General features: G+C 62.4%; 23 protein-coding genes, 1 tRNA gene and 1 pseudogene. 6 read left to right on the plus strand and 19 right to left on the minus strand.

The window, feature by feature from the left end:
* Positions 1-184: 184 nt before the first annotated feature.
* The 5 genes from argB to rpmH all read right to left on the minus strand — a co-directional run bounded on the left by argB (position 185) and on the right by rpmH (position 4,643).
* Positions 185-1,051 carry an acetylglutamate kinase gene (argB, locus tag D1F64_RS03120; RefSeq protein WP_248304594.1) on the minus strand — a complete coding sequence of 289 codons (867 nt, stop codon included), beginning with the start codon at positions 1,049-1,051 and terminating at the stop codon, positions 185-187.
* A 171-nt stretch (positions 1,052-1,222) separates the two neighbouring features.
* Complete coding sequence (yihA, locus tag D1F64_RS03125) at positions 1,223-1,900, minus strand: ribosome biogenesis GTP-binding protein YihA/YsxC (protein WP_248304595.1); 678 nt, start codon at positions 1,898-1,900, stop codon at positions 1,223-1,225.
* A 157-nt stretch (positions 1,901-2,057) separates the two neighbouring features.
* Entirely contained in the window at positions 2,058-3,887 is a 1,830-nt protein-coding gene (gene yidC / locus D1F64_RS03130; protein ID WP_117411222.1) for a membrane protein insertase YidC, read from the minus strand.
* 9 nt (positions 3,888-3,896) lie between these two features.
* Positions 3,897-4,394: a ribonuclease P protein component gene (gene rnpA, locus D1F64_RS03135; protein WP_248304596.1), complete on the minus strand. Its 498-nt coding sequence runs from the start codon at positions 4,392-4,394 to the stop codon at positions 3,897-3,899.
* A 114-nt stretch (positions 4,395-4,508) separates the two neighbouring features.
* On the minus strand, positions 4,509-4,643 hold the full coding sequence (gene rpmH / locus D1F64_RS03140; RefSeq protein WP_117411224.1) for a 50S ribosomal protein L34: 135 nt from the start codon (positions 4,641-4,643) through the stop codon (positions 4,509-4,511).
* Between the two features lie 700 nt (positions 4,644-5,343).
* Here rpmH and D1F64_RS03145 point away from each other — a divergent pair.
* From D1F64_RS03145 to D1F64_RS03160, 4 genes are all read left to right on the plus strand, one after another.
* Positions 5,344-6,102, plus strand: coding sequence for a TVP38/TMEM64 family protein (locus tag D1F64_RS03145; RefSeq protein ID WP_117411225.1), 759 nt, complete (start codon positions 5,344-5,346; stop codon positions 6,100-6,102).
* A 93-nt stretch (positions 6,103-6,195) separates the two neighbouring features.
* Positions 6,196-7,665: an FAD-dependent oxidoreductase gene (locus D1F64_RS03150; RefSeq protein ID WP_117411226.1), complete on the plus strand. Its 1,470-nt coding sequence runs from the start codon at positions 6,196-6,198 to the stop codon at positions 7,663-7,665.
* A gap of 71 nt (positions 7,666-7,736) precedes the next feature.
* The gene (locus tag D1F64_RS03155; RefSeq protein ID WP_117411227.1) at positions 7,737-9,257 is read left to right on the plus strand and encodes a HAMP domain-containing sensor histidine kinase; all 1,521 of its coding nucleotides are present in this window, start codon (positions 7,737-7,739) and stop codon (positions 9,255-9,257) included.
* A gap of 463 nt (positions 9,258-9,720) precedes the next feature.
* Positions 9,721-9,797 (plus strand) — tRNA-Arg (locus D1F64_RS03160).
* Between the two features lie 10 nt (positions 9,798-9,807).
* On the opposite strand, the gene D1F64_RS03165 is transcribed toward D1F64_RS03160, so the two are convergent.
* The 10 genes from D1F64_RS03165 to D1F64_RS03200 all read right to left on the minus strand — a co-directional run bounded on the left by D1F64_RS03165 (position 9,808) and on the right by D1F64_RS03200 (position 16,140).
* Positions 9,808-10,890, minus strand: coding sequence for a site-specific integrase (locus tag D1F64_RS03165; protein ID WP_117411228.1), 1,083 nt, complete (start codon positions 10,888-10,890; stop codon positions 9,808-9,810).
* Positions 10,874-11,071 (minus strand): hypothetical protein, encoded by a 198-nt coding sequence (locus D1F64_RS03170; protein WP_117411229.1) that lies wholly within the window; start codon positions 11,069-11,071, stop codon positions 10,874-10,876. The genes D1F64_RS03165 and D1F64_RS03170 overlap by 17 nt, the downstream gene beginning before the upstream one ends.
* Before the next feature lie 102 nt (positions 11,072-11,173).
* The gene (locus D1F64_RS03175; protein WP_117411230.1) at positions 11,174-11,509 is read right to left on the minus strand and encodes a DUF2190 family protein; all 336 of its coding nucleotides are present in this window, start codon (positions 11,507-11,509) and stop codon (positions 11,174-11,176) included.
* A gap of 3 nt (positions 11,510-11,512) precedes the next feature.
* Positions 11,513-11,731, minus strand: coding sequence for a hypothetical protein (locus D1F64_RS03180; protein ID WP_117411231.1), 219 nt, complete (start codon positions 11,729-11,731; stop codon positions 11,513-11,515).
* A gap of 10 nt (positions 11,732-11,741) precedes the next feature.
* Positions 11,742-13,523 (minus strand): prohead protease/major capsid protein fusion protein, encoded by a 1,782-nt coding sequence (locus tag D1F64_RS03185; RefSeq protein WP_117411232.1) that lies wholly within the window; start codon positions 13,521-13,523, stop codon positions 11,742-11,744.
* Positions 13,471-14,211 carry a phage portal protein gene (locus tag D1F64_RS25005; protein ID WP_256372887.1) on the minus strand — a complete coding sequence of 247 codons (741 nt, stop codon included), beginning with the start codon at positions 14,209-14,211 and terminating at the stop codon, positions 13,471-13,473. Before D1F64_RS25005 ends, D1F64_RS03185 begins: the two co-directional genes overlap by 53 nt.
* A 44-nt stretch (positions 14,212-14,255) precedes the next feature.
* Positions 14,256-14,891, minus strand: a complete 636-nt coding sequence (locus tag D1F64_RS25010) for a phage portal protein (protein ID WP_205470635.1) — start codon at positions 14,889-14,891, stop codon at positions 14,256-14,258.
* Positions 14,888-15,256, minus strand: coding sequence for a hypothetical protein (locus tag D1F64_RS03195; RefSeq protein WP_162901245.1), 369 nt, complete (start codon positions 15,254-15,256; stop codon positions 14,888-14,890). The genes D1F64_RS25010 and D1F64_RS03195 overlap by 4 nt, the downstream gene beginning before the upstream one ends.
* 255 nt (positions 15,257-15,511) lie before the next feature.
* Positions 15,512-15,685, minus strand: a complete 174-nt coding sequence (locus tag D1F64_RS22995) for a hypothetical protein (RefSeq protein WP_162901246.1) — start codon at positions 15,683-15,685, stop codon at positions 15,512-15,514.
* A 149-nt stretch (positions 15,686-15,834) separates the two neighbouring features.
* Positions 15,835-16,140: a hypothetical protein gene (locus D1F64_RS03200; protein WP_117411234.1), complete on the minus strand. Its 306-nt coding sequence runs from the start codon at positions 16,138-16,140 to the stop codon at positions 15,835-15,837.
* Between the two features lie 81 nt (positions 16,141-16,221).
* On the opposite strand from D1F64_RS03200, the pseudogene D1F64_RS25295 reads away from it, so the two are divergent.
* Positions 16,222-16,362, plus strand: a pseudogene (locus D1F64_RS25295) (helix-turn-helix transcriptional regulator); the annotation flags it as partial.
* Positions 16,363-16,598: 236 nt separating this feature from the next.
* Positions 16,599-17,372 (plus strand): hypothetical protein, encoded by a 774-nt coding sequence (locus D1F64_RS23000; RefSeq protein ID WP_162901247.1) that lies wholly within the window; start codon positions 16,599-16,601, stop codon positions 17,370-17,372.
* Between the two features lie 92 nt (positions 17,373-17,464).
* On the opposite strand, the gene D1F64_RS03210 is transcribed toward D1F64_RS23000, so the two are convergent.
* The 4 genes from D1F64_RS03210 to D1F64_RS23005 all read right to left on the minus strand — a co-directional run bounded on the left by D1F64_RS03210 (position 17,465) and on the right by D1F64_RS23005 (position 21,419).
* Complete coding sequence (locus D1F64_RS03210) at positions 17,465-19,249, minus strand: phage terminase large subunit family protein (RefSeq protein ID WP_346432295.1); 1,785 nt, start codon at positions 19,247-19,249, stop codon at positions 17,465-17,467.
* A complete protein-coding gene (locus D1F64_RS03215; protein ID WP_205470636.1) occupies positions 19,236-19,784 on the minus strand; it encodes a hypothetical protein in 549 nt (182 codons plus the stop codon). The genes D1F64_RS03210 and D1F64_RS03215 overlap by 14 nt, the downstream gene beginning before the upstream one ends.
* A gap of 296 nt (positions 19,785-20,080) precedes the next feature.
* A complete protein-coding gene (locus tag D1F64_RS03220) occupies positions 20,081-21,289 on the minus strand; it encodes an AAA family ATPase (protein ID WP_117411236.1) in 1,209 nt (402 codons plus the stop codon).
* Positions 21,282-21,419, minus strand: a complete 138-nt coding sequence (locus D1F64_RS23005; protein ID WP_162901248.1) for a hypothetical protein — start codon at positions 21,417-21,419, stop codon at positions 21,282-21,284. Before D1F64_RS23005 ends, D1F64_RS03220 begins: the two co-directional genes overlap by 8 nt.
* Positions 21,420-22,023: the final 604 nt, after the last annotated feature.

A 22,023-nucleotide genomic window follows, 5' to 3' on the forward strand; every position in this document is an offset into this window, starting at 1 on the left:
GCGTGGGGTGACACGTGACGTTCTGCGTCCTGCGCCGCCTCCTGCGATTTCCGCAGTAAAGGGCGTAACCGCCGGCCCGGCATTGATCATGCGCAAACAGCGGGTCGCGGCCTGGCGTCCGCCGTCACGAAAAAAGCCCGCCGGAGGGCGGGCTTTCGAAACGCAGCGGCGTTTGCGGCGTCGTTCAGTGCGTGATCAACGTGCCCGCACCGCCTTCGGTGAACAGTTCCAGCAGCACCGCGTGCGGCACCTTGCCGTTGAGGATCACGACGCCCTCCACGCCCTGGTTGAGCGCGTCGATGCAGGTCTCCACCTTGGGGATCATGCCGCCGGAAATGGTGCCGTCGGCGATCATCGCGCGCGCCTGGGCGATGGTCAGCTTCTTGATCAGATTGCCGTCGCCGTCGAGCACGCCGGGAACGTCGGTGAGGAACATCAGGCGTTTTGCGTTCAGTGATCCGGCGATGGCGCCGGCGAAGGTGTCGGCGTTGACGTTGTAGGTTTCACCGTCCTCGCCCGGCGCCACGGGCGCGATCACCGGTATCAGGTCTTCCTTGAGCACCAGCTTCAGCACGGTCGGGTCGACATGCTTGGGTTCGCCGACAAAGCCGAGATCGACGATCTTCTCGATGTTGGAATCCGGGTCGATCATGGTGCGGGTGAGCTTCTCCACGATGACCATGCGGCCGTCCTTGCCGCACAGGCCAACCGCGCGTCCGCCCTCCGCATTGATGGTGTTGACGATGTCCTTGTTGATGCCGCCGGCCAGCACCATTTCGACGATTTCCACGGTGGCCTTGTCGGTTACCCGCAGGCCGGCGCGGAATTCGCTCTTGATGCCGAGGCGATCCAGCATGGAGCCGATCTGCGGCCCGCCGCCATGCACCACCACCGGATGCACGCCCGATTGGCGCAGCAGGGTGATGTCGCGGGCGAAGGCCTTCGCCAGTTCCGGATCGCCCATGGCGTGGCCGCCGTATTTCACCACGACCGTGCGCTGATCGTAGCGCTGCATGTAGGGCAGCGCTTCGGAAATGATGGTGGCGCGCATCTGGGAATTCTGTTGCGGAGAAGCGGCGTTGTCAGAGGACATTTTCATACCTGGCCAGGAGCCGCGACTGCGACGATCCGGGGTCTATAGCGGTTTTGGCGCAGCGGCTCAAATACCGTGCGGCGTTTGGGCGCAACAAATTTCCCGGACGCGCGCGCCACGGGCGGCGTGTCAGTCGCCCAGGCCCGCGAGTTCGGCGATCACGGCGCGCAATTCCGCGATTCCCGCTCCCTTTTCGCTCGACGTCTCGAGGATCTCCGGATGCGCGGCGGGGCGCTTGGCGATCATCTCCGCCGTCTGCTGGCGGATTTTCTCAAGCGCGGGCGGTTTCACCTTGTCGGCCTTGGTCAGCACGATCTGGTAGATCACCGCGGCGGTGTCCAGCTCGGTCATGGCGCCCAGGTCGTTGCCTTTCAGTCCGTGACGCGCATCGACGAGCACGAAGACGCGGCGCAGGTTCGGCCGGCCGCGAAGATAGCTGAAAATCAGCGCCGTCCAGGCTTCAACGGTCTTCTTCGGCGCTTCCGCGTATCCGTAACCGGGCATGTCGACAATGGTGACGGCCACTTCCGGCGGGCGGAAGAAGTTGAGAAGCTGGGTGCGGCCGGGGGTGTTGGAGGTCCGCGCCAGGGCCTTGCGACCGGTGAGCGCGTTGATCAGGCTCGATTTGCCGACGTTGGAGCGCCCTGCGAAGGCGACCTCGACGCCGGCGGGTTCGGGCAGCTGGTCGAAATCGCTGACGGAGATCACGAAATCCCAGGCGCGGGCGAACAGCAGCCGCCCGGCTTCCAGCAAGGCCGTCTGGCGGGCCTGCTCGGCCGTCGCTGCGTCGGGTTTCATGTCGCTCATTGTCTTGCCTTCAAACTCGATCCGTCGTCGTCAGCCGGACCGGGGTGCTCGGTCCTGTTCGCCGGGGCCTTCACGCAAAAGACCGGTCCGGGGCTGACAAGCCGCCGGTCCGGTCCGTTTGCGTTCGAGAGGCGAAGCGGCTGCGCGGCTGCGCGTGCTAGCTGCTCTCGGTCTTGGATTTCTTCGCGAACATCGACTTGATGTTGTCGAACAGCTCCACCTTCACGCCCTGGCGGCGCATGATGACATATTGCTGCAGGATCGACAGCGAGTTGTTCCACGCCCAGTAGATCACCAGACCCGCCGGGAACGTGCCCAGCATGAAGGTGAACATCACCGGCATCCAGTTGAAGATCATCTGCTGCGCGGGCTCGGTCGGCGCCGGGTTCATCTTCATCTGGACGAACATGGTGACACCCATGATCAGCGGCCAGATGCCGATCATCAGGAAGCTCGGCGCATCCCAGGGGATGAGGCCGAACAGCGTGAAGATCGAGGTCGGATCGGGCGCGGAGAGATCCTTGATCCACCCGAAGAACGGGGCATGCCGCATCTCGATGGAGACGAACAGCACCTTGTAGAGCGCGAAGAAGACGGGGATCTGCACCACGACCGGCAGGCAGCCGGCCAGCGGATTGATCTTTTCCTTCTTGTACAGCTCCATCATGGCCTGCTGCTGCTTGGCCTTGTCGTCCTTGTGGCGCTCGCGGATCTCGATCATCTGCGGCTGCACCAGCTTCATCCGGCTCATCGAGACGTAGGACTTGTTGGCGAGCGGGAAGAAGATCAGCTTGACGACGACGGTGGACAGCAGGATGGCGACGCCGAAGTTGCCAACCAGCTTGTAGAACCAGTCGATCATGAAGAACATCGGCTTGGTGATGAAGTGGAACCAGCCCCAGTCGATCATCAGCTCGAAATTGTGGATGCCGTATTCGTCCTGGTAGCCGTCGATGATATCGACCTGCTTGGCGCCGGCGAACAGCCGCGTCGTCGACTTGGCGCTGCCACCCGCCGGAGCCACGACGACGTCACCGAGATAGTCAGCCTGGAAGCTCTCGGCCGCCTTGCCGTAGGAAAAACGGCCCTGGAATTCGCCCCCATCAGCGGGCACCAGCGCGGTTGCCCAGTACTTGTCGGTGATGCCGAGCCAGCCGGAAGCGGCTTTTCCGGGACGCACCTCGCCCGTTTCCTCAACATCGTCGTAGTCGACTTCCTTGAGGCCTTCCTCGCCGAAGACGCCGATCATGCCTTCATGCAGAATGTAGAAGCCCGTGGTGTGCGGCTTGCCGTGCCGCGAAATCAGGCCGTAGGGATAGAGCCGGACATCCGCGTCCGTGGCGTTCTCGACCGACTGTTCGATGTTGAACATGTAGTCCTTGTCGAGCGAAATCGTGCGCTTGAAGATCAGGCCTTCGCCGTTGTCCCAGCTGATCGTCACCGGGTTTTCCGCCGTCAGCGCGCCCGTGCCGTCCTGCGTCCAAACGGTGGTTGGGGTCGGCAATGTGACCGGTGCGCCCGGGTCGCCCGTCCAGTTGACGTTTGCGTAATAGGGCGACGCGCTGCCCGAGGGCGACAGCAGCGTGATGGTCGGGCTGCCCGGATCGACCTCCTCGTGGTATTTCACGAGATGCAGGTCGTCGATGCGGCCGCCGGTGAGATTGATCGAGCCGTTCAGGCTTTCGGTCTGGATGGCGACGCGGCTGCTGGCCGCGATCACGGTGTCTCGGCTTGCGGGCACTGTGACGCCACCCGCGAGCGAGGGAAGCCCCGTCGCGCCGGGTACGGGCGCCGTTCCGGGTGCGCCAGGGGCGCTGGGCGTCTGGGGGCTCTGAGACTGCGCCGTCTGGCTCTGGGCCGCCGTCTGGGCGATCTCATCCTGACGCCGCTGTTCTTCGACCTTCGGCTGCACGATGAAATACTGCCAGCCGAGAAGCACGACAAGAGACAGGACAATCGCGACAATGTAGTTCCGGCTATCGGGCATACTGGGGTCTCATCGGGGGTCTGGACCGACCGCGTTGCGGCCTGCGGTTGTTGCTGGTTGCCGCGATCCGCGTGCCGCGTGGCCCGGGGTCTTCGGCGTGTCAGGACCGTTATGCACGCGCTTGAAGCCCGCGGCCAGATCCTTCTTCAGTTCGGAGAATGATATATCGAGTGCGGCGCGCCGTCCGACAAGGACGTAGTCGCAGCCAGGCCTTGCGGCATCGGCGCCCACTGCGGCGATGGCGGCGCGCAAGCGACGGCGAATGCGGTTGCGTTCCGGCGAGTTTCCGGTGCGCTTGGTCACCGTGTAGCCGACGCGCGGCTCGCAGGTGCTGTCCGGATCGCACTTGCTCTGAAGCACAAAAGCGCGCCGAGCAGCCCGCACGCCCTTGGCGACGGCAAGAAACTCGGAACGCTTTTTCAACGTCTTCATGGGACGCGGCGGCGGGATAGCGACATGGATGCGTCTCCGCTCTGGCATGGGCCTTCGGGCGCGATCCGGCAGCAAAGGGCCGTCAGGCCGGCGGCTCCGTGCGCCGCAGCAGCGAACCAGAAGCAACCTGCCGTCGAGCCCTGAGCGGTCATCCGTCACAAAACCGTTGCCGCTTTCGTGACCGATGCTCTAGGCCGAGAGGCGCTTGCGGCCCTTGGAGCGGCGACGCGCGATGACTTCACGGCCGTTCTTGGTGGCCATGCGAGCCCGGAAACCGTGACGGCGAGCGCGCACGAGGCGGCTCGGCTGGAAAGTACGCTTCATGATCTTTCACCGCGGAAACCGCGGCCCTTGGCTGTCGAATGTGTGCTTCGAATCTGTGCTGGGGATGCGCCAACGTGCACCCCCGAGTGCCTCTCCGGGGCGCAGACCTCAAAAACCCGAGAGGTCCCTCACTGAGAAGACATGCCGGACAACGGATCCCAATCGAGCGCGCTTATACGAGTGAGGCTGGTTTAAGTCAACGCGTTTGGCCATGAAAATCACCATCAAGGCGCGATGAGATCGCTGTTCACAGGGGGGTGACCGCCGGGTCGCGCGGTTTCAATTCGGGGTGAAAGCGCGGAAATTTCTGCGCAATCGAGTCATCCCGGGCCTACATAGGCTTTGGAACACCGCTCGGAAAGGTCTGCGCCATCGGGTCTGACGATGTGGCCCTGGGCTGAGGCCGCAAGGCCGGGTCTGCCGGACACGTGGCGCGCAGGGTTCAGTGCGTCGCGGCCCTCTTCGTGTCGGACACCAGGTGCCCGAGGGCGCGTATAGCGCCGTACGAGGGCCTGAACAAGGATTGCATTCGTCAACGCTCCCTGTTCGGATAGGCTGGCCGGAGAACCTGCCGGCGATTGCGGTTCCGGCGCGAGCGGTTCCGGCTGACGGCGCGTTCAAGCACGACTGGAGCCTGCATGGCGAATGTGGATCGGGACATGGCGCGAATGGAAACGGCACAGGCCAAGTCGCGCGGGCAATGCACCATGTGAAGCGCTGGGGCGTGGCCGGCGTCATCGTCGCCCTGATGGCGATCGGCTATGCCCTCGGCTGGCACGACTACATCTCCATGTCCGCCCTGATCATGCACCGCGACCTCCTGATCGCATTCGTGAGCGCGCATTTCGCTCTTTCCATCGTCGTCTATTGCGCCCTGTATGTGGTGCTCGTGGCGTTGTCGTTCCCCGGCGCGTCGCTGATGACGATTGCCGGCGGCTTTCTGTTCGGCTGGTTCATCGGCGGCAGCCTTACGGCGGTTGCGGCGACCATTGGCGCCTCGGTGATTTTCCTGGCCGCCCGGACGTCGCTCGGGGCATCCCTGAAAGAGCGCGCGGGTCCATTCATGGCGCGTCTTTCCGGCGGTTTTCGCGAAAACGCCTTCAGCTACTTGTTGTTCCTGCGGCTGACACCGGTGTTTCCGTTCTGGCTGGTCAATATTGCACCGGCGATCTTTCATGTGCCGCTGCGCACTTACGCCATCGCGACCTTCTTCGGCATTATCCCCGGCACCTACGCGTATTCGTTCATCGGCGCGGGGCTGGACAGCGTCATCGCGGCGCAGGAGAGGGCCAATCCCGGCTGTGCATCGGCCGGAACCTGCACCATCGATCCCTCGGCGCTGGTGACCCGCGAACTCATCGTGGCCTTCGCGTTGCTTGGCGTCGTCTCGCTGCTGCCCATTGTCCTCAAGAAACTGCGTGGGCGGGCAGGCGTCGCCGCACCGGACGGGGATGCGTGATACCGCTTCGATCGTCTTCCGCAGCCGCAGCGCGGGCCTGATCTGCCGCCAGGACGCAGCCGAATGTTCCCGCCACCACAATATCGAGCTCCCATGACCGATCGTTCCCCGTCTTCTTCCGGCACCCTGCTGACGCCTGACATCTGTGTGATCGGGGCGGGTTCCGGCGGGCTGAGTGTCGCCGCCGCCGCGGTCGCCTTCGGCGTCGATGTGGTGCTGGTGGAAAAGGGCAAGATGGGGGGCGACTGTCTCAACTATGGCTGCGTTCCCTCCAAGGCGCTGGTCGCGGCGGCCAAACATGCCCACGGCATCCGCGAGGCGGCGGCCTTCGGTGTCAACGCGGGCGATCCTCAGGTGGACTTCGCCCGCGTCCACGCGCACGTACATGAGGTCATCGCCAGCATCGCGCCGCATGATTCGGTCGAGCGTTTCGAGGGCCTCGGCGTGCGTGTGCTGCAGGACGAGGCGCGTTTTGTCGACGCGCGAACCGTATCCGCGGGCGGGCACACGATTCGCGCGCGCCGGTTCGTGATCGCCACCGGCGCCTCTCCCATGGTGCCGCCGATCCCCGGACTGGATGACGTCTCGTATCTCACCAACGAGACGATCTTCGACCTGACCGAGTGCCCCGGACATCTGGTGATCATCGGCGGCGGTCCCATTGGCATGGAACTGGCGCAGGCGTTTCGCCGGCTTGGCGCGCGCGTCACGGTGCTGGAGGCCATGAAGGCGCTGGGCAAGGACGACCCGGATCTCGCGGGTATCGTCCTCGAGCGGCTGCGTGCCGAGGGTATCGACATCCGAGAGGGCGCAAAGGTGGCGCGTGTCGAGCAGCGCGGCGCCGGCGTCGCCGTGCATGTGGAGAGTGATGACGCTCCGGCAGAAGCCGCGATTGAGGGATCGCATCTGCTGGTCGCCACGGGCCGGCGACCGAACCTGGCCGGGCTCGATCTGGACGCGGCCGGCATCATCCACGACCGGCGCGGCATCATCGTCGACCGGGGCCTGCGCACCTCCAACCGGCGCGTTTATGCAATCGGTGACGTGGCGGCCGGCGAGGAGGCGGGCGGGCTGCAGTTCACCCATGTGGCGGGCTACCACGCCGGGCTGGTGATCCGCTCGATCCTGTTTCGCATGCCGGTGCATGAGAACCGCGGCATCATTCCCTGGGTCACCTTCACCGATCCGGAACTTGCCTCCGCGGGTCTCAGCGAGGCGGAGGCGCGGGCGCGCCATTCCGACATTCGCGTGCTGAGCTCGGCATATGCGGAAAACGACCGGGCCCGGGCGGAGCGGCGCACCGAGGGGAGCATCAAGGTGATCACCGATTCCCGCGGACGCATTCTTGGCGCCGCCATTGCGGGCGCCAATGCCGGCGAGATCATCAACATGTGGGCGCTGGCGGTGTCGCAAAAAATGAAGATCAAGGCGTTCACCGGGTTCATTTCGCCCTATCCGACCATGGCGGAAATCGGCAAGCGCGCCGCGATCGGCTTTTACACGCCGAGCCTCGCCAATCCGTGGCTGCGGCGGCTGATCCGCTTTTTGCGCGTTTTCGGATGATCCCAAAGCGGTCTTGAGTTGTGGTATCGTGAGGCGTGGTTGTTTTCGGGCCGAAGATTGGTTGGCTGCATATGAGCGACACGGGCAGCGACAGACGGGCTGACAAGGGATCCCTGGTCACGACGGAAGAGGGCGCTGACGCGCAGCCGGCGCGCCGTCACGTCGGCCTGTCGGCCAAGCTGCTGGTGCTGACGATCTCGTTCGTGATGCTCAGCGAAATCCTGATCTTCGTGCCCTCGGTCGCCAATTTCCGCAACACCTGGCTTGCCGACAAGCTGACGACGGCCGGCGTCGCCGCGGCCGTGCTGGCGGAGACCGACGTGGTTTCCAAGGCGCTGCAGGCGCGGCTGCTGGCCTCCACCGATGCGGTGGCGATTGCGCTCAACGACGGGCCGACGCGGCGGCTGATCGCCATGAGCGAGATGCCGCCGCAGGTCGACCGGCACATCGACATGACGGGCATGAACCCCTCACTCGCGATCTGGCAGGCTTTCGACACGCTGTTCAACGGTGAGGGGCGGATGATTCGCCTTGTCGGCTCGGCGCAGATGGGCACGTCCGGTCAGATCGAGATTGTCATGCCGGAGGCGCCGCTGCGGCACGAAATGCTGGCGTTTGCCGGCCGGATTCTCGCTCTGTCCCTGGTGATCTCGGTGATCACGGCCTCGCTGGTCTACATCAGCCTGCGGTGGCTCTTCGTGCGCCCCTTGCAGCGGCTGATCGCCAACATGGCGCGGTTCGCGGAAGCGCCGGAGGATCCGGAACGCCGGATCGTGCCGTCCGGGCGGGCCGATGAAATCGGCGATGCGGAAGTCCGGCTGTCGGCCATGCAGACCACGCTGGGCCAGACGCTGCACCAGCAGCGCCGGCTCGCGGATCTCGGGCTTGCGGTCTCCAAGATCAACCACGACCTGCGCAATCTCCTGGCTTCCGCCCAGCTGTTTCTCGAGCGGCTGGAAACCAGCCCCGATCCTCTGGCGCGCCGGCTGGCGCCGAAGATCGTCTCGACCCTCGACCGGGCCGTCGACTATACGCGTGCCGTGATGGCCTACGGCCGGGCGCAGGAAGCGCCGCCCAAGCGCCGCCTGGTGCGCCTGCGCGCGATTGTCGAGGATGTCGGCCAGGTGTTGGGTCTGGTGGAGAGTGCCGAGATCCAGTGGGAGAATCGGGTCGCCGCGGACATGGAGGTCGATGCGGATCCGGAGCAGATCTTCCGCGTGTTGATGAACCTGTGCCGCAATTCCGTGCAGGCGCTGCAGGGCGAGAGCAATGCGGCGGTCGTCAAGCGCCTGGTGGTGGAAGCGGAGCGCCAGGGCACGGTCGCCACCATCCGGGTCGCCGATACCGGGCCCGGGGTGCCGGAGCGTGCGCGCGCCCATCTGTTCCGCGCCTTCCAGGGATCCGCGCGGCCCGGCGGGACGGGGCTGGGGCTGGCCATTGCCGCGGAGCTGGTGCGCGCCCATGGCGGGACCGTGGTGCTGGAAGACACCGGCGTGGGCGCCACCTTCCGCATTTCCCTGCCCGACAGGCCCGTCGACATCGCCCAGGCGCGGTCCGAGCACGCGCGCGCCGCCCGCTCCGCGCGCTCTTGATACATGCCTCTCCGTATGCGGCCGAAGGGCATTGACGGCTTGTCGGTATCTTCGCGCGGTTGCATGGGGTTGCGGCAGCACCGGTGAAGGACCGACGCCAGCTCCCGCGATCAAAGAACAACGGTGTCTCTCTCCCGCAGCTGTTCTGTGGGGAACCAGTTTCCTGACCGTACCGGCATGGAAAAGGGACCCCGTCGCCCAAGCCGAGGGCTGCGCACGCGGATCCGTCGGTGGCAGGGATTCGCGATTCCATGGCTGAAACGGGCACCCTACGGGCGGGCGGCGCCGGCGCTTTCCACAGGCAGCGAAGGGCTTTTCGCGGGCGCGCAGAAATACGCCGGCAAGCTCTTGCATTCGCCCAAAGGAGGCAGTAGGAGTAGCGCCCTGTTGGCAAGCCGGTCGCGGCTGCGAACACGCGGCGGGTTCTCCACCCGACGCATCGGCTCACATGACGCCGAAGAATGCACCGGTAGCTCAGCTGGATAGAGCACCAGACTACGAATCTGGGGGTCGGGGGTTCGAATCCTCCCCGGTGCACCAATCTTTTCAATCACTTAGCTGCCTCCTTCTCGCCCTGCGAGGTCATGGTTTGCAGTTGGTTTGCAAAAGCTGTCTCGTTTTTGTTCTCCAACCGGGCTATCGCCTGCTCCGCAAGCGGCCGGGTCAGCGCAAGATACTTCTCCAAAATTGTGCTCACTGTTCGCAGCGAATGGCCTGTGATCGCGGCGATTTCCGGCAATGTGCATCCGGCTTCTGCGAGCATTGTCACGGCCGTGCCGCGTAGGTCGTGGAAGTGCAGCCCAGTGATGCCAGCCTTGTCGGCCGCCGCTTTCCAAGCATGGCGAAAATTATAGGCCGTCCAGGGCCTTCCCGTTTTCGTGGTCAGGATCACAACCGAATCGCGCGGCAGGCTGTCCAGCATCGCTTTGAGCGCCTTGGTGCATGGCACCACGACACGCGCGCCGGTCTTGCTCTGGCGAATGTCGAGGCATCGGCCGTCAAAGTTCGTCCAGGACAATCGCAGAAGGTCGCCTTGGCGCTGGCCGGTGTGGAGCGCGAGGATCAATGCCCGCTGAAGGTCCACGGGTGCGTCCTCGCAAAAGGCTTTGATGTGCTGCGGCAACCAGATGGCTTCGGACCGGTTCGCCTTGTAGAGCCGTTTGAAGCCGATCACATGGTTATGGTCAACGTGGCCGTTTTCCTTTGCCCACGACAGCATAGCGGAAATGATCGATAGCCGGTTATCGGCTTCGCGCAGGCCAGAGGATCGCGCGAGTTTTGCGCGCCATTCCAGAAATTCCCGACGAACGCGAGGGTCATTCAAGACCGCGATCGGCATGTCCCCAAACTCGGCTTCGACCTTCGTCAGGATGCGGCGGTATTCGCGCTTGGTGCTGTCCGCCCGGTTGTCGAATTCCGGGGACAGGGTGAAGTCGCGAATGAGGCCGATCACTGTTCCTGCGTGCCGATCGAGGCCGATCTTTTCCGCCTCGTGTATCGCCGCTAGGAATTCGGGCGAACCCGGTTCTCCCGGCAGTGGATGGCCGGTCGCGCGGTGATAGCGGTAGACGGCTTTGGTGCCGTCTGCCCGCCGCTTCGTCACAGTGTTGATGCCCTTAAGCCGGACGCGCATCTTTTTGCCTCTTCCAAATATCGAACGGGGCCACCGCTTCCGTGGGTTCATCGCTACCGGTCAGGAGCACGATCTTCCCATCGGGCTCCATCTCGACGCGGGTAACGCCGAGGCCCGCCGCGCGAAGTCCCTTTGCCACCCTGGTCACGTCGCCCTGCCTGAAAATCAATTTTCTCGCCATTGACCAGTCTCCAATTGAATTTGCGGCCTGCGGTTGCCCTGGGCGAACCCAGCTGCATCGGGCAACCGCTCAAGGCGGGACCGCGCCGCCTGGCACTTGTGTCTAAAGGGCGTGGCCCAACAGCTTGACGCGGGCAGTCGGATCGCCCGCGCCAGAAGCCACAATCGCCGTGCCGATACGCACGTTGTCGGTGGCCGTCGGCGTTGCCTGTTTGGCGGCGGCGTCCCAATAAGCCGGCGCGCCGGCCGTCATCGAAGCGCCGGCTTCCTTGGCAATGTCGAACACGCCTTCGGTGACCAGTTCCACGTCGTCACCTTCGGCTGCCGTGATGGCGGCAACCCCGAACAGGTGATCGATCAGCACGCCGGCGCCGGAGGTGGCGCCACCCACCGGCGCGGTTGCGGTGATCGTCCCACCGGCCTGAATGAAGTTCTTCATGTCTCAAAGTCCCTTGGTGGAATTGATGTAGACGGTCCGGACCGGCTTGCGTCCCTGGAGCGCCGTGATCCGGCGTTCCAGGGCGGCGATCGCCGAGGCGAGTTCTGTGTCGGTCCGGTAGCGGACTTCCTCCTCGCCGAAGCGCACGCTGTGTGTGCCGCTGTCGCGGGCCACGTGAAGCTTTTCGAGGCGGGCTTGCAGCCCCTCAAGAGTTTCCGCCATGGCTAGAACCTCACTCGCCCGGGTTCATGTACCAACCGCGCCAGTCGAGGAACGACGCCCCGAAGTCGAGCCGGACCTTCACCTCCACGCCGTCCACTTCAAAGCCCGCGCGGCTGTCGGTCTGCGGACCTTCCGAGCCTTGCAGGTAGGCGTATTCCAGCCCCTCGACGGTGGCCGGGTCGGCGGCGATGTACCAGCGGGCCGGATCGGTCAACCGTGCCTCGATCAGCGGCGTGAGCTTGCCGCCGAAGGGGTTCACGTCTTCCGTCTTGTTCGGCTGGATGCTGGCGAGGATGGTTTCCGCCGCCGTCTCCAGTTCCGGCGGCAGCAGCAGGTACTTGGGCGCGATCGCGATCGGCTGGCCGTTGATGCCCTTCTGACGGCGCATAGCGAGACGGGCCGCTGACAACGCGTCAACCGAGATGCCCGCGCCGACTGCAGCAAGGTTGCCGTGATCTGCATGGAACACTGTCTTGCCGTCTTCCATGCTCGGGCCGAGGCCATTGGCCTTGACCAGAAGATCCACCAGAAACTGCGCCTCGAATTGGGACGCCGCCGCGCCGAGCTTGCCGGCCATATCGGTGAAGGCGCCGAGATCGTCATTGACCAGCGCTTGCCGGGAGAGGCCGACGATCGTTCCATAAGTGCCGATGGCGTAAGTTTCCTTGGCCTCGACAAAACCGGAATGCTTGTACTCGCCGTGCTCGTTGACCTTCTCCAGCTTGGCGAGGTCGGCCGCCTGCACCTTGGTCTTGGCGCGGAAGTCCTTGTGCGTCGTCTGCCGCCCCAGCTGTTTGATCGGCGAGGGTGCCGCCTGATAGCTCGCCCGCATCACCCGGTTGGCGGTGTCGGCGAAGATCACGGGGAAGTCGCTGGTTGTGTTGAGCGCCCGCGTGATCGTCTCGGCCGGGTTGAAGGCCGTGGTCGAGACACCGGCGCGCTGGAGGCAGTCGCGCGCCATGTCCAGCGTCGTCATGCTGGCATAGGCGCGTGCCGGCTCAGATAGGGCATGGCCGGGATTGACGCGCGTGGCATAAACCGCCTCGCCCATGCGGGTGGCGATGGTGGCCGGGTCGTCGTGGTGCTGCATGTTGGTGCTGCGGGCCGTGGGCGTATCGCTCTGACGGGTGCGCATCTCCTCCAGCGCCGCCGCCCGTGCCTCGTCATCGGAGGCGCCGCGATCGATCAGCCCGTTCGCCCAATCGGCGCCGAGCGTGAATGTCGTGGCGAGCGCGCGGATTTCCTGATTGACCACCGCGCGGGTGTCGATCGGGGGCGCTTGCGGGGTTTCGATTTCGGGGGGCATTTCATGTCCTCGGGTTCGTGCGGCGGGGTCGGCTCCCACCGGCACAAGGCTGACTTCGCGTAGCTCCCAAGCGGTGACGGTTCGGATGCGTGCGCCCGCCGCATCCTTGCCGTCTCGCCATGTCTTGGGCAGATAGCCGACACTCACGTTTCGGATGATCCCCGCCTTGATGTCCTGCCAGAAGGCATCGTGCCGGGGAGAGACTTGAACCTTGACGATCAGGCTGCCGGCGTCGAAGCGCACGGCGCGCACCACGCCCAGCACGTTGTCCAGGCCGTCCTGCCGGTGACTGTCGAGAAGCGGCATGCCTTCAAGCCGCGACAGGTCGATAGAGGTCGCGGAGACTTCCAGCACCTCGACAAAGGGGCCGGCGATATCACGCCGCTCAACGCCGGCGCCGGTCGAGGCGACCAATTCGACGGTGCGGGTGTCGTCATCGACGGAGGCGGGCGTGAAGCCCGCGCGGATCGTCACCGGTGCATTCATTGCGCTGTCTCCATAGAGATGCCGAGGCCCGACAGGCGCGCCGCATCCGCCGCGATCTCGGCGTCCACGTCTTCCGCGTCGTAGCCGCGTTCGGCGATGATTTCCGAGCGAGACCGAAGCCGCGCATCAAGCGCGATCTTCGCCGCCTTCGCGTCGCTTTCCGGATCGACCCATGCCCAGGCGGGGGAAGCCACTTGACCGCCTCGAAGGTCGAGCGGTCCGCCTGATAGCTCGCCGCCGGGATCGTGCCCGCCAGAACTTCGGCACGGATGAACTGACGCCACACTGGCCGGCAAAGGCCGAAGACCAGGACATGGTGCTGGATAGCCTGACAGAAGCGGCGGAACTCCATCAGTGCCGCGCGGGCGCTGGAATAGTTGGTGTGGGAATAGTCGCCGGTCGCCTGTTCGTAGGTGACGCCCATGCCGGCGGCGATCATGCGGAACGTCGTATCCATCAACGCGCCGGCACCGCCCTGGTCGGGTGCGTCGGGGAATTCGATGTGCTTGCCGAGCGGCAGGTTGATCAGCGCGCCGGGTTCAAGGCCGGCTTGGAGCGTGCCGTCGGTCCGTTCCCCATCGTATGGCGGCGTGCCGTCCGGCTCGGTGATGAAGCCCGCGTGCAGCGCCGCCACGCGGGCGCGCACCAGCATGGCGTCCATGAGGCTGTCGAGTTCGCGGGCCGGCACGAGGATAGGAGCGAACCACGACAGCCCACGAACCTGTCCGGGGATCAGGGCCGGAACAGATGAATGACGTCGCCCGCCGGCATCCGCACGGGCGCGTGCGGAAGGCCGGCGAGCGCATCGCCGGGCGCTGCCCGACGAAGCCAGTAGGCGGCAACCCGGCCGGCGGCATCAAACTCGACGCCCTGGTGGATCGCGCCGCCGTTGATGAGAGATTGGGTTTTGGAGCGGTCCAACTGTTCCGGGTGCAGCCGGCGAAGCTGCGGCGCGCCCGTGTCGGGGTGGCCGAGAAGCAGGAACAAGGCTTCACCAAAGGTGGCAAGGTCGCGAATGGCAAGTTGCTGGAGGCCGTAGAAGTCGGTCAGTCCGCCCGCGTCGGCTTCGTCCGTCCAGGCTTTGAAGCGGCGGTGCAGAATGCGCCGGGTCGCTTCGTCCTCATGTTCGGAACGCGGCTTGATGCCGTCGCCCGCCACGTTGGTGGCGAGGCTTTCCAGCATGCGCACGCCCGTCGGATTGTTGAGGGCGTAGTGCAGGGCGCGGGTTGCGACGGTAGAGGCCAGCGCATGCACGCTGCCGGCATTGGCGAGCGTGCCGCTGTCGCGCCAACGGCGTCCCCCGCCGCCAGCCTCAAGGGCCGGCGCGGAGCGCTGGAACAGACGGGCGAGAGTGGAGCGGACGGTCATCCGGCGTTGCCCCAAAGCTCAACCGCCAGGTCGATGCCCGCACGCTCGGCGCGTTGACGCAGGACGGCGGCGGCGGCCGTGATGTTGCTCAGCATGATGCCGAGGATGTCCGCACCGTCGGTCGTCAACTGCGCCAGATCGGCGCCCGTGCCGCAAAACGCGATAGGACCACCCTGAAAGGCGCCGACGGTAAGCCGTCCGATGAAGACCGACTTAAAGCCTTCATCCAAGCGGAACACCGCGCTGGTGTCGCGGATGAGCGGCATTTGCTCTTCGATAGCAGGAATGGCGGCGCGCACGATATTGCGGGCCAGTTCCATGCTCATGCCGTGGCCGTCGGGCGAAGCGTGGAAGTTCATCATCACGTTTGTGATCAATGCATTGAACGCGGAGTACTCGCGGTTTTCAAAGGGAGCATGCCGCGACGGTTGGTGTTGTTGAGATCGTCGATGTTGAGTTTGGTCAGGGCGAGGAACTGGGCACGGGTAAGCAAATCAGTCTCCTTTTCGTGGTTGCGTGTACCATGTCAATTCCACCGCGTGAGGTCAACAAGGTAGGGCATCTAGGACCCACCTGCGTGTCACCAATTTCTCGAATCGCCTTGTCAGACCCGGAGTTGTTCACAGGACGCCGGCGTCTTCGCGGGGCAAAATGTGGCGCGTTCGCTCAACAAACGTTCCCTCGTCCAGGACCCGATCAAAACGCACGACCTGGACGAACGAGCATCGCTCGCCCGGCGTGCCGCCCAGCCCGACAAACCAGCGGCTGCCGGTGTCCGAGGTGGCTGCATCCATCGCTTGCTTCAATTCGCGGGCGTGGAAGGCGACGGTTTCGACGGGGAGGCCATGGCAGGCAGAGCCGCCGCCGGCAGGGCGACGACAGGCAGAGCGCCGAGCACGGCGCGGCGGGAAAGACCGGCGGAATTTGATTGATCGGTCATGGTTCACCGGAACCAGCGGTTATGGTTCGGACCGAAAAGGCAGAGGTCCTCGTCCTCGAAGTCCATATCGTCTTCGCATTCCTCATCCGGATCGCCGGGCGCGGACCGCAGAACATGGGCTGTTGAGCCTTCCGGCCACCCCAAAGCCGGCTCGTCGTCTTGGGTATCCTCAAGGCATGGATCCCCGTCAACGTGATCGAGAAGCGCAATCAACTGCTCGATCGCGGCTTCGATCTTTTGCCGTGTCTCCGGCACGACCGTCATCCAGATCGGGACAAAGTTCTCCCGATCGCGAAAATGGGTGTCCATTCGCGGCTCCTGTGATACATAACTAAAATACGTGAGATGAAGCTAAACCGTTCGATCAATTCGAGTCAAGCGATAAGCGTTATGAATAACGAAAAAAGTTGCCCTTTATTGCCAGCGCAATGTCGAGCTGCACGAGGCCTCATTGATTGGTCGCAGGCACAACTCGCGCAAGCCGCTTCTGTAGGATTGAGTACCGTTCGAAACTTCGAAACGGGTAGGAGCAATCCCGTGAAAAACAATCTCAACGCAATCCGCACAGCACTGGAAACTGCTGGCGTCGAGTTCATTTCTGGAAATGGTGGCGGACCGGGCGTGAGATTGGAAAAAAAACTTACTCAGACCTAATTGGTGTGCAAATGACTGGTTAGAAAGCGTTGCTTTTTTGGAGTACAAGAGAATAAGCTTGGCTAAATGCAGAAAATTGTGCGCTTTACGAAATTTTTCTAAAGGTATTTCTCATGGAAACGAATAGTAAAAATATTTCTTTAGTTAGTTTGTCTCCCGCTGTGAGGGCTAGAATTCTATTTGGCAGAGAGGTGAGGATCGAGAATACAAGAGATACAAAATTATTTGATGAAGAGTATTTGAAAGGTGTGTTAAAAAACAAAGTATATTGGACTAAGCAGAGGGATATTTTTGCGAAAACAATGGTAATCAGTATATTTATAATATATCTTATAGTAAATGGTGGTGATATAAAAGTTCCCGGAATTGGCATTTCTATTAAAGAGATACCAGGAATTCTGTACATTTTAGTCCCATACTGTTCATTTAATGCGCTTTTTTTAGTTTTTGCTTTTGTGAACGAGGATATTTACTCTGCTTTGATAGATCAGATAATCATAAAAAAATCTGAATATGGTGTGGTTGACCCAGATTTAGTAAAAGCGGCATATGAACCGCAATTTTTTATTCACAAATTATTTAGGGCTGATTTCAATATTTATGATACAAACTCAATAAACCCTCAAGGAGCTTCATTATTAGTAAGCGTTATTATCACCTTTGGTTTTTTGGTCACAATTTTTACGCCACTTTTGGGGGCTGCTGTATATTTAATTTACTCGTCAATATACTACATTGATAATAGCGTAATTGGAATTTGCGTTAAATTATTCAGTATTTGCTGTATTTTGTTTGGATTGTTCGTAATTATAGCCGTTTACAAAAATCAGACTTATAAAGATATAGATTATAAAAATGTAGAAAAAATTGATGAGGATAGCTCGTAAATTATAAATATAACTAAGGCGCGATATATATTAAATATGTTTGTTTAGTACTATGTCGATAGAGCTCCAAGGGTGGCTTTTAGGAAGAGTTGTTAGCGTAGCCACGGCGACCTGATAATAGAATCCACCTTCGGCCCATTGCTTTCCACTCCGTGCCGCAGATCCTCCGCCCGCTGGTCCCAGTTCACATTGACGATTTGCCGTGCTGCAAAGGCGTAGACGACGCAATCCAGCGCCTCGGCGCGCCGGCCGGGGATACGTTCGAACCGGCGGGTCGGCTGCCCTCGGCTGTAACGGACCACAACGCGCTCGCTCGCCAGTTGCTCGAACCAGGACGCCGGCAGGCTTTGCGAGAATCGGATCGAGCGACCACTCGCCAGCCGCGCCACCAGGTGGCTTTTCAAGCCGTCCACGCCGACGATCCAAAGCCAGCCGCCCTTCGTCCGGCTCTTTGATTTCTCGATCCATGGCCGGTTGCCGGCAGCACCCTTGATCGCCAGCACCTTTCGGCCGGCGCGGGGAAAGGCGAAGGCGTAGACCGCCTCCATTGTCTCGCCGTCGCCGCTGTCGATCGCCACCGCGTCGAGTCCCAGCTTGCCGCCCAGCGGGTGCGGAAAACGCGATTTCAACACGTCGTCGAGTTCCGACCATGTGGCGTTGTCGTCGGGCAGTCCCCAGACGACGCTATGGCCCAGCACGAAGGCCTCGCTGTCCTGGCTCCAGCCGACATAGGTGATCTCAAGCCGATCGCGCTGCACGTCCACGCCCGCCGTGATGGCAAGCACGGCCTCGGGCAGCGCCTCGGTCGAGAAACTTTCGGCCCGGCTGGCAAGTGCCGCATCGTCCAGTTCTCCGCCTTCGGCCTGCCATCCCTGGCCGAGGATCGTGTTGACGAACACCTGCAATCGCTCCGGATCGTCCTTCGCGTCCAGGAACTCGCGCGCCAATGCACCCCAAGAAGCGTTTGCGAGGGGTGATATCAGCGCGTTGAGGCGAAAGCCGGCATGCTCGGTCACTTCGGGCCGTGTCGCACGCCAGCGGCCTCCTGAGACCATTTGCGGCTTGTGCCGTTCCTCGACCACGCTGCCGCAGGATGGGCAGACGTAGTGCGCCGCCGCCGGCGCGCCCTCCGGCCACTGGATATCGCGCCATGCGATTTCGTGAAAATCACCGCAATCCGGGCAAGCCACTTCGAAAACCCGCATGTCGGAGAGCGCATAGGCGCGCAGCACGTGGCTGGTTTCCTCATAGACCGGTGTCGAGCCGACGACGATCTTGCGGTTGGCGAAGCTGAGCGTGCGCTTTTCGGCGAGCAGGATCGGGCTGCCCTCCGCGCCGTTGTCCATGCCGTCCGCTTCATCGATGAACAGAATGCGCACGTTGTGCCGGCGAAGATTGCGCGGTGCCTTTGCCGCGACGATCTTGAGCGAGCCGCCAGGGAAACGCCGCGACAGCAGCGTGTTGCGGCCGCTCGGATCGTTGTCGTCAACGATCAGGCCGGTCAGCGTCGGCGAGGCGGAAAAAATCGGTTCGATATCGCTGACCACGTAGTCACGGCAATCTGCTTCGGTCGGCAGCAGCGACAGGATCGGTGCCGGATCGTTGGCGACGAAGCTGGCGAGTGCGCCGGTCAGGAGGGTCGAGAAGCCGACGCGCACCGGCTTGACCAGGGTGACGCGCTCGATCGTCGAGTCGCCGATCGCGTCGGCAATTTCGCGTTGGAATGCCCACAATCGAACCGGGCCGGGAATGCTGGAAACGTCGCTCGGCAGCTGGACGTGGGATTCGATCCAGTCCGACAGCCGCATCTTTGGCGGCGGACGAAGGGCGGCGAGCGCGTTGCGGCGGATCTCGATCAGGGCGTCAGGCATGGTCATCGGCGAGGGTTTCCAGAGTGCGTCGCAACTCAGTGTCGAGGGCTTCGATATCGGTGCTGGCGAGGTGTGGCAGGGTTGAGCGAAGCCGTTCCGGTGTGGCGAGGATGCCGGCGCGGACCTTGCGCAGCACGTCGCACCAGGCGTGCTCGACGTCCGTCACCGCGACCAATTCTTTTCGCATCGCCGCGTTTTTAAGCGCCGCTGTGTCGGCCTGTTCCTTCGCCAGCCTGGCCCGCTCGGCCGTGAGGCCGACTTGCGGTTGCTCGGCACCGCGTCCGGCGGCCATCTCGCGCAGGTGGGTGGCATAGCTAGCGAGGCTTTCGGCGAGGTCGTAACGGTCATGCGCCAGCCGGACCATGATGCCGCGTTGTGCCAGATCGCGGACCTTGCGATCGCTGAGATTGACCAGGCGGGCGAGGGTCACCGCATCGACCTGCAATCCGGCCTCGGCAAGATCGCTGACGAAGCGTGAGTCCGGATCGACTTCCCCGAACAGGTTTTGTTTCAGCCCGACGATTTCGGCAGCACTTGCCACGGTGTGGAACCCCTCGTAAAAATCCTGTAGTGATCGAAATGTCGGGCGGCTACGTCCCCGCTCTGGGGCGGGCCGGGAAGGACCCGCGATTGCCCCTGTCCTCGGCAGCAAAAGGTGGGGCGCGCCATCAGGCGGCCCACCTCTCCCTTTAGGGAGAGGGTATTGGTGGTGTTTGTGATAGTTCAATGAAATCAATGGCTTGCCACTCGACTAACGGTGCTGGTGTTTGTATTGGTGGTGTCAATGATTTCAATGGGTTAGTGGGTGACTAACGGTGCTGATGTTGCTTGCGCGGGTCACTTTTTGGGCTGTCTCCAGGTGCTCACGTCGTAGTCTTTTGGGGTCAATGGTGTGCCGCTTTTCCAGTGCCTTTGGCGGATGATTTCACCGCTATCAAGCAACCTGTTCATCGCGGCTTCTAGACGCTGCACAGAGATGTTCTCGGTGTCCCTCCTGCAGATCCGCTTCACCAGCTTCGGCGCGTATTCTTGGCCCCTGTTGCGTGCCGTGGTGGGGCATTCGCCAGCGTCCAGGCACTTGCGCAACGCGCGGATGAAAATGCCATCCTCACTCAATTGATCGAGCAGCGGCTCCGGTCCGGCCTTTGACGAAGCGAGGAACGTGCCGGCCGCGTAGCGCAGCTCCAGGACCGTCCCAGAGGCCGCGTAATTCGACTTGCGTCGGGTGAGGACGCGCAGATCCGGGTTTGACGGCTCGTCTGTATCGGCTTCGGGAAACTCGAACGTCAGCATCGATCGGACCGAACCGCGCCAGGCAGTGGAACCGGAGTAACCCCGGTCTTTCATTCCGGCCGCGCTCGGATGCGCGAGGAAGACGACAGCGCCGTCTATCTTGCGGGCCAAGCGCCTCAGAAAGCCGATGAACTGGCGAACATGCGACCGGTCAATCTCGTTACCGCCGAACACATCGGCCAGCGTGTCGATGATGATCAGTTGCGCGCCAACGGCCTCGGCCATGACTTCGACCTCACGGCCGAAACCGGTCACTACGCCGCGCTTTCCCGGCTCGAAACTCATCATCTCGGGATTTTCGGAATTCGACCTATCGAGCCAAACAAGCCGCCCCTCGAAGTCGCGGAAATGGACACTCTGATTTCGGTTGATCAGATCCTGCCGCCGCATCATCTCGTCGCAATCGTCTTCGCATGACACGTAGAGGACTTTGCGCGAGTTGACGTCCATTCCCAGCCATGGGGAGCCCAGTGCGCAAGCCGTGGCGAGTTGCATGGCGAGCAGCGACTTGCCGGTGCCGCCATCGCCATAGATCGAGGTCACCTGTCTATCCGGTATCCAGTCGGGAATGCACCAGCGTCGGGACGGGATGGGTTTGCCCTGGAGCGTTTCGATCGAAATGACGCCTGGAGATGCCAGCACTCGCTGCCGCTGCTCGTCGTTCTTCTGCTCGTCGTACGCCTTCGCGGCATCGATGCGTGCCACGATGCTGGCATAGGCTTCCTCGATCTCTGGCGAGGCTTTGTCAGGCATCGGCCGCCTCCAGTCGCGTCGCGAGCGTGAGCAGACGGTCGGAGGCTTCGTGCTTCTCGATCAGGATGGTTTCGGGGTTCGCAAAACGACGCGAGCCGATGCGCCGAATAGCATACGCGAGGGTGCGCATTTCGTCCGCAATTGGGTTTGTATTCCGGCTCCTATCCCTTGATTTCGTTGGGGCGAGTTTTGCCCAATATTGCGGTTTAATGCTGCGTTTTCAGCATTTTGCTTCCGCCTACGAATCTGGGGTCGGGGTTCGAATCCTCCCCGGTGCACCATCACCTTAACTAAATTATTGAATTTATTGCCTTTTGGGCAAAGGTGCGGGGTACTTTTGGCACAGGGTGCGGGGCAAAAGTTTTGCGCTAGTTCGTTTAGCACGCCCAGCTGACCTGAAATTTTGACAGCATGTTTTAGAACAGCGCGTTCTGCGAATCTGTCGCTGTTGGGCATTTTCTCGGTCTCAACGACATCGTCCCGTCAGTCCCGCGATAGCCTGAGAAACCGCCGATACCACGGCATGGGCCGGGCAGGTTTCTCCAGATATCCCTCGACGTCCAGGATATCGGCGCGCGCGGCGTCTGTGACCTCCATAATGTCCAACAGCTTTGCCATGCATGGATCGGCATCGCGAAAGCGCTGTGTGGCCTCTTTCAAGCGCTTCTCGGGATATGCGATTGCATCGCCGGACCTCCGATTGTTTCGAAAATGGAAAGCTAACACAGGTAGGC

It is taken from the genome of Breoghania sp. L-A4, assembly GCF_003432385.1.
Taxonomy (GTDB): Bacteria; Pseudomonadota; Alphaproteobacteria; order Rhizobiales; family Stappiaceae; genus Breoghania.

Coding starts and splice junctions, on each gene's coding strand:
- argB (WP_248304594.1), bottom strand. CDS start 1,051: ATGCGCGCCACCATCATTTCCGAAGCGCTGCCCTACATGCAGCGCTAC.
- yihA (WP_248304595.1), bottom strand. CDS start 1,900: ATGAGCGACATGAAACCCGACGCAGCGACGGCCGAGCAGGCCCGCCAG.
- yidC (WP_117411222.1), bottom strand. CDS start 3,887: ATGCCCGATAGCCGGAACTACATTGTCGCGATTGTCCTGTCTCTTGTC.
- rpmH (WP_117411224.1), bottom strand. CDS start 4,643: ATGAAGCGTACTTTCCAGCCGAGCCGCCTCGTGCGCGCTCGCCGTCAC.
- D1F64_RS03145 (WP_117411225.1), top strand. CDS start 5,344: ATGCACCATGTGAAGCGCTGGGGCGTGGCCGGCGTCATCGTCGCCCTG.
- D1F64_RS03150 (WP_117411226.1), top strand. CDS start 6,196: ATGACCGATCGTTCCCCGTCTTCTTCCGGCACCCTGCTGACGCCTGAC.
- D1F64_RS03155 (WP_117411227.1), top strand. CDS start 7,737: ATGAGCGACACGGGCAGCGACAGACGGGCTGACAAGGGATCCCTGGTC.
- D1F64_RS03165 (WP_117411228.1), bottom strand. CDS start 10,890: ATGCGCGTCCGGCTTAAGGGCATCAACACTGTGACGAAGCGGCGGGCA.
- D1F64_RS03170 (WP_117411229.1), bottom strand. CDS start 11,071: ATGGCGAGAAAATTGATTTTCAGGCAGGGCGACGTGACCAGGGTGGCA.
- D1F64_RS03175 (WP_117411230.1), bottom strand. CDS start 11,509: ATGAAGAACTTCATTCAGGCCGGTGGGACGATCACCGCAACCGCGCCG.
- D1F64_RS03180 (WP_117411231.1), bottom strand. CDS start 11,731: ATGGCGGAAACTCTTGAGGGGCTGCAAGCCCGCCTCGAAAAGCTTCAC.
- D1F64_RS03185 (WP_117411232.1), bottom strand. CDS start 13,523: ATGAATGCACCGGTGACGATCCGCGCGGGCTTCACGCCCGCCTCCGTC.
- D1F64_RS25010 (WP_205470635.1), bottom strand. CDS start 14,891: ATGACCGTCCGCTCCACTCTCGCCCGTCTGTTCCAGCGCTCCGCGCCG.
- D1F64_RS22995 (WP_162901246.1), bottom strand. CDS start 15,685: ATGGATGCAGCCACCTCGGACACCGGCAGCCGCTGGTTTGTCGGGCTG.
- D1F64_RS03200 (WP_117411234.1), bottom strand. CDS start 16,140: ATGGACACCCATTTTCGCGATCGGGAGAACTTTGTCCCGATCTGGATG.
- D1F64_RS23000 (WP_162901247.1), top strand. CDS start 16,599: ATGGAAACGAATAGTAAAAATATTTCTTTAGTTAGTTTGTCTCCCGCT.
- D1F64_RS03210 (WP_346432295.1), bottom strand. CDS start 19,249: ATGACCATGCCTGACGCCCTGATCGAGATCCGCCGCAACGCGCTCGCC.
- D1F64_RS03220 (WP_117411236.1), bottom strand. CDS start 21,289: ATGCCTGACAAAGCCTCGCCAGAGATCGAGGAAGCCTATGCCAGCATC.
- D1F64_RS23005 (WP_162901248.1), bottom strand. CDS start 21,419: ATGCGCACCCTCGCGTATGCTATTCGGCGCATCGGCTCGCGTCGTTTT.